The sequence below is a fragment of the Microbulbifer mangrovi genome (assembly GCF_002009015.1).
Lineage (GTDB): Bacteria > Pseudomonadota > Gammaproteobacteria > Pseudomonadales > Cellvibrionaceae > Microbulbifer > Microbulbifer mangrovi.
In genome coordinates this window covers 1-12,815 of the sequence record NZ_LZDE01000291.1, presented here as the reverse complement: position 1 = coordinate 12,815, position 12,815 = coordinate 1, and the positions used below count along the sequence as shown (strand labels likewise).

General features: G+C 60.1%; 6 protein-coding genes. All 6 read right to left on the bottom strand.

From position 1 onward, the window contains the following. Nucleotides 1–160: 160 nt before the first annotated feature. The 6 genes from malT to B4U49_RS07670 all read right to left on the bottom strand — a co-directional run bounded on the left by malT (nucleotide 161) and on the right by B4U49_RS07670 (nucleotide 12,521). Nucleotides 161–2,887 (bottom strand): HTH-type transcriptional regulator MalT, encoded by a 2,727-nt coding sequence (gene malT, locus B4U49_RS07695; RefSeq protein WP_078083992.1) that lies wholly within the window; start codon nucleotides 2,885–2,887, stop codon nucleotides 161–163. A gap of 151 nt (nucleotides 2,888–3,038) precedes the next feature. Beyond that, the gene (locus B4U49_RS07690) at nucleotides 3,039–4,862 is read right to left on the bottom strand and encodes a glycoside hydrolase family 43 protein (protein ID WP_204903012.1); all 1,824 of its coding nucleotides are present in this window, start codon (nucleotides 4,860–4,862) and stop codon (nucleotides 3,039–3,041) included. After that, nucleotides 4,855–6,672: a glycoside hydrolase family 9 protein gene (locus B4U49_RS07685; protein WP_078083991.1), complete on the bottom strand. Its 1,818-nt coding sequence runs from the start codon at nucleotides 6,670–6,672 to the stop codon at nucleotides 4,855–4,857. The genes B4U49_RS07690 and B4U49_RS07685 overlap by 8 nt, the downstream gene beginning before the upstream one ends. Nucleotides 6,673–6,766: 94 nt before the next feature. Next, on the bottom strand, nucleotides 6,767–7,744 hold the full coding sequence (locus B4U49_RS07680; protein WP_078083990.1) for an aldo/keto reductase: 978 nt from the start codon (nucleotides 7,742–7,744) through the stop codon (nucleotides 6,767–6,769). Next, nucleotides 7,741–9,783, bottom strand: coding sequence for a sialate O-acetylesterase (locus tag B4U49_RS07675; protein WP_204903011.1), 2,043 nt, complete (start codon nucleotides 9,781–9,783; stop codon nucleotides 7,741–7,743). The genes B4U49_RS07680 and B4U49_RS07675 overlap by 4 nt, the downstream gene beginning before the upstream one ends. Then, nucleotides 9,780–12,521 (bottom strand): glycosyl hydrolase 115 family protein, encoded by a 2,742-nt coding sequence (locus B4U49_RS07670; RefSeq protein ID WP_239692511.1) that lies wholly within the window; start codon nucleotides 12,519–12,521, stop codon nucleotides 9,780–9,782. Before B4U49_RS07670 ends, B4U49_RS07675 begins: the two co-directional genes overlap by 4 nt. Nucleotides 12,522–12,815 lie beyond the last annotated feature (294 nt).

Here is a 12,815-nt window from a genome sequence, read left to right as displayed (position 1 = left end):
TATAGTCCGTTTTGTGATACTTATTAGGTTAGGGTCAGTATGGCGGTGCCGGTGATCCCTTACCTCCTCCCTTGCAGGGGAGGAGGGGGGAGAGAAACTTACCGGTGAGAGCCTCTTTACGGGGTGGATGCTCCGCGAATACGGCCACTTTGGAGGTTGCTCAGGGCTTATCCTGCACCGAGCGCAACAACTGCTCCGCCAGAGCGATCGCCTGCTGGCGATCCTTCACGTCCAGCTTCTGGTACAGGCTGCGGATATGGGTCTTGATGGTGCTCGGCGCGACCTTGAAATGCCGGGCGATGCGCTCGTTGGAGAGCCCCGAGTGAATGGCATTCAGTACCTGCCACTCCCGCGGCGTCAGTGGTGAGTGCCTGAGAAAATCGGGCACCGCGTCGCTGGCGAGGATTTCGCGCACGATAGTCTCGTCCAGCTCGATGCGGATACCGCCCCCCAGTTCCGGCTGCTGCTGTGCCAGCTTGATCAGCTGCTGGGCTTTCTCGCTCTGCGCGTCCGTGAGCGCCTGCTCGCCGGTTTCCGCCAGTGCCGCTTTCAGCACCACGATCAGTGGTTTCCCGATCTGCAGTACGCTGGCGGTGAGGTCGCTCTCCTGCAGGATGTCGAGGGCCGCGCGGATATTTTCCAGGGCCTGTTGCGGGCGCTCGCGCAGCCATGCCAGGTGGGTGGCGAGAACCCGGTTGCGCAGCTGGTCTGTGACCAGACCGCACTCCTCGGCCACCTGTTGCAGGCGGCCCAGCAGGCGGTTGGCATCGGACCAGCGGTGCAGGGAGATGAGCGCGCGCACATGGTTGCGCCCGTGGCACTGTTCGAAATGGTTGGCGGGGCGGTCCGCTACCGGCTCCGCCTGCTCCTGCCAGCTGGCGATGGCATCGGTGTTTTCCAGAGCCTGCCACACGCGCATGCGCGCGGCGTCGGCGTTGGCGATCCAGTCGCGGTGGTATTGCTCTCCCGCCAGCAGGTGTTCCACCCGCTCCATCCACTCCAGGCACTCGTCCTTGTCGCCGCGGGCCAGAGCGACTTTCAGCAGCAGGGTGTACTCCGGCAGCAGCCAGCGCTCGCCCACCTTGCGGTTGATCTGCATACCCCGGCGCGCGGATTCCGCAGCGCCGTCCAGGTCACCGGCTTCCCACTGCAGCTGGCCTTTCAGTCGATAGATGAACTCGGAGATCGGCAGGCCCACCAGGTGGTGTTCCTCGATCAGTCGCTGCACGCGGGCCTGCAGTGCGGCGGCTTTTTTCAGCAGGCCGTTGGCAAAGGCGATTTCCGTCTGCTGACACAGGGCCCAGGCCGCGTTGGGGATGTCCTGACGGGCCAGGGTGGCCTTTTCCACGGCTTCCATATGGTGCATCGCCTGGTCCAGCTCGCCCAGGCAGAAACTGGTTTCACCGATCACCAGCTGCGCGGCGATACGCTCACTGTCCTGATCTGGGGGCAGCAGCTCCAGCGCTTCCTGTGCGTATTCCTTGGCCTTGAGAATCTGGCCGCGGGATACGGAAACCTGCGCGCGCATGGCGGCGAAGGCGCCCTCGAATTCGTGCCACTGCTTGGGGTCTTCCCGCTGCAGCCAGCTCTCGGCCGAGGCCAGCAGCTTGTTGCAGCGGTCGTAATCAAAGCTGTCGCGAGCCAGGCGCGCGGCCAGCAGGGCAAAGGGGGCGTGGCGCTGGATCTGGTCTTCACCGAGCCAGCTGAGGCTGTCGTTCAGTACCCGGAACTGTCCCTCGCGCAGGAACTGCTCACCGTAGATGGCCAGCAGGTTGTGTACCCGCTCGCGGTCTTCGGCCTGCAGTGCGTGGCGCAGGGCCTCGAGCGGTTGCTTGAGTTCCTGCCAGGTATCGCTGGCGGTCTGGTGCAGGCTGGTCAGCGCGGCACCATCGCCCAGCTGGCGCTGCAGGAAGCGGGCAAAAACCGGGTGAAAACGGAACCACTGTCGGCTGGAGTCCAGCGCTTGCAGGAACAGGCCGCGGCTGGCCGCGCTCTCCAGTTGCTGCTGGCCATTGTCCTGGCCGCTGAGGCGCTCCGCCAGCAGGCCGTTGACGCGGGTGAGGATCGAGGTGCGCGCGAGCAGTTGGCGCAGCTCCGGTTCGAGTCGCTCCAGTACCTCTTCGGCGAGGTAGTCGAGAATGTGGCCGTGTCCCTGTTCCAGCTCTCCCAGATAGCGGTCCACTTCCTCCTGGTTGCGTACCGACAGGGCGAACATCTGTATCGCCGGTGGCCAGCCTTCCGACAGCTGGTGCAGCTGTGCCACGCGGTCGCTGCCGAGGGTGAATGGCAGGCGCCGGGCCAGTAGCTGGGTGGTCTCGTCGGTGGTCAGGGCCAGATCTTCCGCGCTCAATTCCAGCAATCGTCCCTGCAGACGCAGGGCACCGAGGCCCAGCGGCGGTTGGCTGCGACTGGTGATGACCACGCCGATACCGGCGGGGGCATGGCGCAGCAGGAAGCGGGTGGCGTCGTGCACCACGGGGTTGTCTATCTGGTGGTAATCGTCGAGGACGATGCGCAGCTCGCTGGGCAGCTGGCGCAGTTCCGCCAGCATCTGGCTGATCACCAGGGAGGGGTCGGGATTTTGCTGGGCGGCGATAATCTTGCTGGTTTCCGGTACACCGTTGCCGGTAGCGCGGTGCACGCTTTCCACCAGATAGCGGCAGAACTGGCCGGGCTCATTGTCGCCGCTATCGAGGGAGACCCAGGCTACCGGGTTGTCCTGCTCCGCGGCCCAGGAGGTGACCAGAGTTGTTTTGCCATAGCCCGCCGGTGCAGTGACCAGCAGTAGCTGGTCGCTCTGGCTCTGCTCCAGCAACGACAGCAGGCGCGGCCGTTGCAGAGTGTGTTCCGGGCAGTCGGGGAGGCTGTACTTTGAGGCTAGTAGCATGGCTTGAACCGGTTCTGCTGAGCTTGTCGCTAAGCCAGTGGGGGTGGCAGCTCCCAATGGCGTAGGCGCAATTGTACAACTTTAGTGTGCCAGCAGAGGGGCGACGGTGCGTCCTCCCCCGGGGGGGAGGAGGACGGCTCAGACCGTTGGGTCACTTCCTGTTTTCCGAGTGCGCTCGATATGCGTACAGCCCGATTACCGCGCCGACAAATCCGCCCGCCCGCTGGGTACTGACTACACGCCCATCCGCCGACACGAGTAGTGGTTGCCAGTCGCGAGCAGCGGGTGTTTTGTCCCTGAGCCGGTAGTAAAAGTCGTACTCAGAAGCCCGCGCACGGATACGCAGCTCGATATCCACCGGCGTGTCCGGAGACTGTTCCAGTGGACGGCTGGCCACTGTTTCCCCGTCGAGATTGCCTTTGCCATTGCGGCGTTTTACCAGGATATTCGGAGTGCCGTTGGGGGTGCGACCGATACCGAAAAAATAGAAGTGCTCCCGGTTCTGAAATACCGCCATCCCCGCCCGGGTATCTGCATCCGGGGTAAATCGAAGGCGCGTGCTTGCCACAGCGTACTGGTGTTGCTGGCGACGTGCGAGAAATGCAGGATTGCCGGTATCGCCGAGGCCGGTGGCGGTTGGGGTGAGCTGTAGACTGCCGGGTGATTGCTGCAGGTCGTACCACTGGCGGGTATCGGGAGATTTGTCGGGCGTGCGCAATTGCAGCCAGTGCATGGGCAAGTGCGGCTGGTCGAACTCGTCGCGCAGGGTAAAGTTGCCACTGGTGGGGATGTGGTGGGCGGCGTGTCTCGGCAGTGCCGGGCGCGGTGCAATCGCCGGAATTGTTTGCTCGCCGCGGGTAATTACCGGCCAGCCATCTTCCCACGTCACTGGCATCAGGAAGGTTTCCCGCCCGGTGTTGTAGTAGTTGCCAGCGTAGGGGCGCACCCCGAGAAACACCGCCCACCAGTCACCTTTGCCATCCTGCACAAAGTCCGCGTGGCCTACCGACGTGACCGGTTCATGGCGCGCTGGATCGAGATGGCGCTGGGTCAGGATGGGGTTGTGCTTCCAGGGGGTAAAGGGTCCGAATGGCGTCTTGCCTTTGAACACCACCTGGGAGTGGTTCACACTGGTGCCACCCTCGGCGGCGGTCAGGTACAGCTGGCCATTTCTGCGCAGCAGGTGCGGCCCCTCGATCCATACGGGCTTTTCCGCAATATTCACCCCGCCGTTGACGATCTGTTTGCGCGGGCCGAAAGTCGCCAGTTTCTCCGGGTCGAATGCCTGTACCCAGATTGCGCGGTGGCCTTGGTACCGCGGTTCACTCTCGGGGGCATCGTTGTTGACGATATAGGCCTTGCCGTCGTCGTCAAAAAATAGCGAGGGATCGATCCCGCCTACATCCGGTAGCCACACCGGATCCGACCAGGGACCTGCCGGATCGTTTGCGGTGACAACAAAGTTACCGCCGCAATCGACGCAGGTACTCACCAGATAAAACCTATCCCGGTAATGGGAGATAGCCGGCGCGAATACGCCACGGGAAATTCCGAGGCCGGAAAAGTCCAGCTGCCCGGGGCGATCGATCACATGTCCGAGCTGCTTCCAGTTGATCAGGTCGCGGCTGTGGAAAATCGGTATTCCGGGAAAGTGGGCGAAGCTGGAGTTCACCAGATAATAATCGGCTCCTACCTGCACGATGCTCGGGTCGGGATAGTAACCGGCGAGAATCGGGTTGCGGTACTGGTAGCTCGAGACCGGCTTTTCGAAAACCGGGTCTTCGCCCCGGTACTCGAACCGGTCGAAAGTGGCGGCCTCGCCGGTTTTCCGGTTGCTTGTCGCCAGGCCTTCCTGCGTGGTTGCGGCGGGCGCGCGCCGCTCGCCTTGTATTTCTATTTCTGCAGACATGGCCGCGCTGACTAGCGGTACTGAGAAAAGAAACGTTGCGGCCAGACGCTTGAACGATTTACTCATGATGGGAATGGCTCTCGGCATACTGGTTTTCGATGGCACTTAGCCCGTTGGCCAGGTAGGCCAGGGGCGCATTCCAGTTGATGGCGATTTCATTACTGGCGTAACTGCACACGTGATCCACATAGGACTGATCGGCAACCTTGCTCGGGTATGCACAGTCATCCTGCTGTGCCGGATTTGGCCCGCCGACCAGGAAGCCGGGCAGTGGAGGCCGGTCCGGGCGCGCTGCGGCCAGGCGGTGATGGGGGTGCATTGGGGTTTTGTGGCCGAAGCCGGTGACGTAGGAGTAACCGGTGGCATTGCGGCCCAGCAGATAATCCCGGGTGGCTTGTGCGCTGTTCAGGAAGGCCTGGTCACCGGTAATACGAAATGCTTCCAGAAACAGGATGCCCTGGTTGGCGGCCACCGCGTTGCTGCCCCATACGAAGTTTTTCGGGTCGCTGAGCATGGGCACCCGGTAAGCATTTTTGCTGCCCGCTTCCTTCAGCTCACGGGCGGCGACGACCAGGTTTTTCTCGATGGCACTGCGCCAGCGATTACTGTCTTGTGGCAGCTGATCTTTGTGGGCGAGCAAGTTGTAGTATCCCAGCCAGCGTACATCCGCCCAATTGGGCAGGCTGTATTCCAGGGGGGCGTCACTGATGACCCGCCAGAAATCCGTATGCCCGGTCGCCAGGTACAGTTCAGCCGCAGCCCACAGTTGCTCGTCGGCCAGCTGTTCATCGCCGTAGGCACCGGTTGTGATATCCGGGTCAAATTGCTGGTTGAGTTTGTCCTGCCGGTAGTGCACCGCGGGATGTTGTTGCGCCCATTTCCAGGCCGCCTGTGCCGCCTGCAAGTACTGTTTGCTGCCCTGCGCGTCGTAGGGTGCATACACCCGCGAGGCCTGCGCCATCACCGCGGCGAAATCCAGGGTGGCGGCGGTGGTTTTCTGCACCATGTAGCGGGGTTGTGTGGCCTGATGCGGGGCAATCATGCCCTCGAACCCGGCGGTGGTGAGCTTGTGGTAAACACCGCCGTCCGTCGGGTCCTGCATGGCGCTGAGCCAGTCAAGGTTGTAGCGCACCTCGTCGAGAATATCCGGCAGCGCATTTTGAGATTCGGGAATATTCAGGGACTGTGTAGAAAAATAATCCGGGTAGCGCTCGAAGGCGCTCATCAGGGTTCCCATGGTGATACCGCTGTTGACCACGTATTTGTTGTAGTCGCCGGCGTCGTACCAGCCTTTGGGGGCGGATACGATGGTATTGGCCACGCGTGCCCGGTTGGCGGCGGAAGGATGTATCAAAACTTTGTCGTCCGGGTGACCGGCCGCGCGGTGCCACGGGCCCGCGTGAATTTCCTTGAGTTCCGTTGAGGCGCGCTGGTAATAAAACGCTTTAAGGCTGGCAGTCGCGAGGTCCTGGAACACGGTGTCACCGACCTCGAACGGCGTTGAGCGGATGACCTCCGTATCGCCAGGTCCGGAAATTTCCAGATAGTAGCGACCGGATGTTTTCAGGTGGGAGAAATCCGCCAGCAGTGTGCGTTGTCCGCTCCAGGTCTTGTCACGGCCCACCTGCAGCGCTCCCTCCATTACTGCGTTGCCGGTTTTTGCGGAGCGCACCACAAACCTGGAGGAATCCACCGGCGCGTCCTGGATGACAAGTAGCGCGATTTTTTCCGATCGCGGGGAAAAGCCCAGCTGGTTAACGCGGATATTTTCGCTCACCCCCGGCTCAGCCTGCGCATAAGATAAACCACAGAAAGCCGTGGCCAGTACCAACACGCAGCCCCTCGCCAGTTTATTGATGCCCTTTGTTGCAGCCATGGTCTTCTCCTTTTTATTTTATTGAATTCCTGACGCCTGCCATCATTCGCACGCCGACGGAACCGTCTCGGCGCTCGTATGGATTCGCGGGCGTTCAGATGACCCCGCGAATATGCGGACGAACCTGTTGTAGGTAGTAGCTTTTCAGTGTCTGGTGCGTTGATTCGGGCAGCGGTGCAAGATCACTGGCCGAGGCATTGCTGGCAATCTGTTGTGGACTGGATGCGCCGGCAATTACGGTGGATACCGCCGGGTGATCCAGAATCCAGCGCAGGGCTTGAGAGGCCTGATCACTGTTCTCCGGCAGCAGGCTATTTATTCCCTGGGCCAGTTCCACGCCTTTTTCAAACGGGATACCTGCAAAGGTCTCGCCCACGGAGAAGGCGGCACCGTCACGGTTGTAGTGGCGATGGTCGCTTTCCGAAAAACGCGTATCGCGGGTGAATTTTCCGGAGAGCAGGCCGGAGGCCAGGGGCAGGCGCACAATAATCCCCACGTTTTTTTCTTGTGCGGCATCCAGCAGAGCTTCCGCCGCATCTTGGCGGAACAGGTTGAAAATGATCTGCAGCGATGCAAGGCCGGGTTGTTGCAGGCAGCTGAAGGCTTCCTCGATGGTTTCCACACTGGCGCCGTAATGACGGATCAGGCCGCTGTGCTTCAACGATTCCATCCACTGAAAAATATCGCCCTGTTTGAGAATCGCCGGTGGCACGCAGTGCAGCTGTGCCAGGTCGATGGCATCTACCCCGAGTCTTTGCCGGGACGCTTCCAGGCTGGCGCGCACCGCGGCGAGACTGTAGCCGTCTGGATACAGACCGGCCCCACGTCCCACCTTGGTTGCGACCACCAGGTTGTCCGGTTTTTGCCGGAAGTTGCCAATACGCTGCTCGCTTTCGCCGCCACCGTACACGTCCGCGCTATCCCAGAAGTTAATGCCGTGGGTGGCTGCGGCTTCCAGTATGTCGCTGGCGGTGTCTCCCGCCAGGGGCCCGAAATCGCCCCCCAGCTGCCAGCAACCGAGGCCGATTTCACTGACGCGGTAACCAGTTTTTCCCAGTTGTCGATAATTCACTGTGGTTCTCCTGCTTTTACTGCGGATGCGGACTCTTCCTGAGGCGCCCGAAGAACTTGAAACGGCTCGGCGGGTAAGCCCGCGCCGTTGTACAGGTTGGCTTCGGCGGGGTTGTCCGCCCAGGCGTAGCGCACCGACTGCGGGTTGCTCACCTGCTCGCTCCACACCTCCACGGTATCGCCAGCGATACGGGTATTGGCCCAGTAAAACTTGCCGTCGCTTCCGGCAATGGCAAATTCAAATAGCGGCGATGTGGCTTCGCGATGGTTGCAGTCATTACTACAGGGTGTGGCGATCAGGCCGCCCTGGGTGTGGACAAAATTCAGCACGGCTTTGTTGTCGGTAAAGTCTGCGGACTTTAGTCGCGGGCCAGCTGCTACCGTGGATTGACGGCCGTAGACGAGCTTCTCTGCTGCCAGTGCCAGTCGCTGCCCCACGGTCTTTTTGTCGAGAGGGTGGATATCGTTCCATTCACCGGCGTCGATGGTCACTGCCATGGCGGTTTCCGGCAAATCCAGCGCAGAGGCTTGCGCCTCGCGCAGTTCCGCCCAGTCGCTCTCCTTGGGGGAGGATTGCGGTTCCAGAAAATTCGCCAGCTGCACAAACAGGAAAGGCAGGGATTGCTGCCCGGCACCCTGTCGCCACCCCGCGCGCCAGTCGCGGATCAGTGCCGGGAATAATTCTGTATATTCCTGCGCGCGCCCCACATTGGATTCTCCCTGGTACCAGAGGGCGCCGCGGATACGGTAATTCTGCAGCGGGTGCAGCATGGCGTTGTAGAGCCCCGTGGGTTTCCAGCGCACAAAAGTCTGCCCGGGCAATTGCGGCATCTGTGCAGCCTTCTTGAAGTGCCACTGGCCGCGGAGATCAAAGCGCTGGCCATCTATCGTCAGCCGGTAGGGTTTATCCGGCACAAAGCCACCGCGGGTACCACCGCTGTTGGTGACACGAATCGCGATACTGTTTTCGCCCGCCCGCAGCAGGTGTTCCGGGACCTGATAGCGTCGCCGCGGATACAGGTAGGTGGTGTTGCCCACCTGGTGGCCGTTGATCCAGGTCTCATCGGCATCGACGATACGCCCCAGTTCCAGAAGCCCCGGTTTTCCCGCCAGGCTTTGCGGCAGGTGTATGGTTTTGCGCAGCCAGAAAATACCTTTCTCATCGATGCCGGCCTGTTGCGCCCAGTAACCGGGAACGGAGAATGTCAGCCAGTTACCGGTATCCAGCTCGGGCGCATACCAGGGCGTTTTCTCCGGCTGCTGGCCGCGATCTTTTTGGGCCGCGGTGGTATACCAGCGCTCACTGCGGGCGCGGTCTTCGCGCTGGATATTTTCGATTAACTGGAGGTCTTCAAACTTTTTCTTCTCCGTGAGGTGCGCGGGAAAGCGCTGTAGCGTTTCCTCGCTAACCCAGGCCTCAGCCGGGGAACCGCCGAGGCTGCTGTTGATAATACCGATGGGTACCTGTTCACTCTGCTGGACGTGGTCCGCAAAAAAATAGGCCACCGCGGAAAAGTTCTGGATATTGCGCTGGGTGGCTGGCAGCCACTGTCCACTCTCGAGGTCCGGCTGTGGCGCATTGAAATCGTAGGCCTGCGCTACCTGAAACTGACGGATGCGGTCGTTATCCACAGTGGCGATTTCGGAAGCAAAGCGATGTGCAATACGGTTGATCGGGTATTCCATATTCGACTGTCCGGAGGCCAGCCACACATCGCCCAGCAGGATGTTCTCGAGGCGGATTCGATTTTCTGCGCGGATATCCATGGTGTATGGGCCGCCAGCCGCGGCGGGCTGAAGCACAATGGACCAGTCACCCGCATCATCTGCTTCCGCCTGATACCGATGTCCATTGAAGTCCACCTGTACCTGCTCACCGGTGTTTGCCCAACCCCAGATTTTCACTGCGGCGTCCCGCTGTAACACCATCCCATCGCTGACCAGTTTCGGCAGTGTGACTTCGGCGCTGGCACCGAACGTTAAGCCTGCAGCGATAACGCCAAGCAGGCAGCGATTTTTTTTTAGACGGAACAGGTTCACGGCTTTTTCTCCAACGTGGGAATTTTTCCAGGCCGGCTCTCTACGAACTGGCTCTGCGGCGGCCCCAGGTAGCTGGGTTTCAGTCCGCCGGTATCGATTAAAATTTTCTGCAGGGTGACTCCGGGATCCACCGCGTAAATACGCAGTGTGTGTCGGCCGGCATTAATCACCCGGTGAACCGATTCAGATTTGCGCACGCCGTCTTTGACCGCGGTCTCCCAGGCGCCCTTTGATAGATCGGCCAGAATATCCACTACCTGTGGTTCGCCGTCGTCCAGGGCAATGGCGTAGCGTAGCCCGCGCTGGGGCTGAAAATTGAGGCTCGGGGCTGCCAGTGTCTGTATGCGGATCTGCCCGCTAGTGAACAGGGTCAGGTCGTACTCCACATAGGGTGCATGGGCCGGGTCTTCATACACACGGTCACTGACGGGAAACACAGAAATGGAGGAGCGGGTGCGCCCGTGCAGGGGAATTTCCTCCCAGCCTGCGTGGGCCCCATCCCGCTTGTTGGTGAATCCGGCGGCGTCGATGGCAATGTACCCGTCGGTCTCGACATATCCTTGAGCGTCTTCTGCCATCAACGCATCTGGCTTGAAGCTGTGGACCTGAACTTTCGCGCTACCCCAGCCGGTTCCGCGGATATCCACCGTTTCCCGGTGCCGCCCTGCGGGGGCTTTTTCCCAGTCGATGGCGACAGACAGCGGCACCGTGTGCTGCTTTACCGTACCTTCGGTTGTACTCACGCGAATCCACGGTGCACTCGTGGTGACGGCGAAATCGAACGGCCTGGTGCCGCGATTGAATATCTCGATGGTGTGGCTGGTTTCGCCGTAGGGACTGAATTCCGGCAGTGCGAGGTTGCCTGCTGCCGGCCAGAAATCGTCACCACCTTCCACGGCAATCCCCATATCCGCTTCACTGTGCGGCCGGTAATGAGCGAGGGCGGGCAGTGTATTGGCCGGTGGGTTGTTCCAGTGGGTGTAGCCGATATGCGGCTGGGACATCATATGATTCCACTTGCCGTCATTGATACGGTGGAACTGCTCGCTCAGGTCGGCATCCAGTGTGAACAGTTCGCGGGCTTTTTGCGCGTAGTCATTGGCTTCCGCGCGCCCCTGGCTGGCGTATAAACGGTTGCGTGCGGTGGAGATGTACATCTGGGAAACCGCGGTACTGGCTTTGACCGGGTAAAGCACCAGTTGAAAAAATGCGTCCCGGTATTGGGGATCGATTTTCTGGAAAAGATCCTCTGCCCGGCGCGAAAGCTCGGCCAGCTCGGTGTAAACCCTCGTGGCTTCGTTATAGTGGTGCTGGCTGTAAGTGTCCGCCTCCATCAGCTCGGGTTTGCGGCGACCGTTGTGACGGCTGTAGCCCTGTACCAGCGCGGCAATTTCCCGCGCGTACGTCTCGCCAAACTCGCGTGCCGCCCACAACTCGCCAAATTCCTGTAGTCGTTCCTTTTGCCACGCCTCCGGGTTCCACGCCATACGCAGGAAAAACTCGGTGGGAAACTCCTGCGGTTTCAGGTCACCGACATTGACCAGCCAGATACGATCTGCGTTATAGGCCCGGGCGAGATTCATCTGTTCCCAGACTTTGGCGATGGGCGTGACATTGATCCACCGATAGGAACGCGGCCCGCCTACGTAATCAAAGTGGTAATACACTCCCGCGCCCCCGCTGCGGTTCCTTTCCTCCGGCGTGGGTAAGCGGCGGATATTGCCCCAGTTGTCATCGGCCCACAGCAGGCTTACATCTTCCGGCACCCGCATACCATTCTCGTAATATTCCTGCACCTCTTTGTACAGTGCCCACACCTGAGGGACCTCGGAGAGCGGGCGATCATCAAACACCTTGCCGAGAATCTGCCGCTGGTCATGAACGATTTTTTCCAGCAGCCCGATATTCCGCTCCTCGCTCATGGGCGTATCTTCCTGCCCGCGCATGCCAAGGGTATAAATACTGTCGTAGGGCTTGTTGCGCTTCGCGCCCTGCAGCCAGAAATCGTAGAGCCCTTCCGGATTGGTTGCGTAATCCCAGTCCCCGCGTGCGGCGCCGGTACCAAAATCCCTGCCGTAGCGATTCCACTCCTTGTCCGCCCGCATCATCGGCTCGTGATGGGACGTTCCCATCACAATGCCGTATTCGTGCGCGCGCACCATATTCAACGGATCGTCATCACTGAACGCGTTGTTCCACATCGCCGGCCACAGATAATTCGCCTTCAGGCGCATCATCAGCTCGAAAACCTTTTCGTAGAACTTGTGGTTGTAGTCCCCATACTTCTCCTTCACCCAGTTCGTCAGCGCGGGGGCCTCATCGTTTAGAAAAATTCCCCGGTAACGCACCCGCGGCCAGTCCACCACCCGGGTATCCCTATGGATATACAGGCTTTCTCGTTCTCTTACGGGTACATCCGCCCACCAGTACCAGGGTGAGACACCAATCTGTTCGCTCACCTCGTAAATACCGTAAGCCGTACCGCGCCGATCCGTTCCCGCAATAACCAGCCCCTGGTCCACGCCCTCCACAGGATTGCGCACCACCTGAATCAGGTAGCCTTCCCACTGATTCGCAATCGTGCTGACGTCTATCTGACGTTCCGCAATCAGTCGGTCGATCAGCGGACTCTTACCGATTTGCCCGGCAATCAGCGTATAACTCTTTAACTTTTTCTGGTCCGTAACCAGTCGCGGCCGCGATCCACTGACCCGCTGGATATCCTGCCGTAAATGCATCAACGCCTGCCTGATTGCAGTATCTGCATATTCATCGTGATACAGCGTGGCTGCATGGCCATCTTCGACTAGCCTGAAGTTATTGACTGCGGGAAATGAAGAAACAAAAGAGGGATTACCCAATGCAATCGATTGAGCAGGTATAGAGAGAGTGGCAATCAGTGCAATTGCCCAATGAATACAACAACGTTTGAGCATAATTATTCAGCTGTTCAAGACCTAAGAGCTACGAAGTGGCAAAAGTTGAAATGTAGGCAGAGCGGCGGGGATCCGTTTTCAAAAGCGTCGGCGACA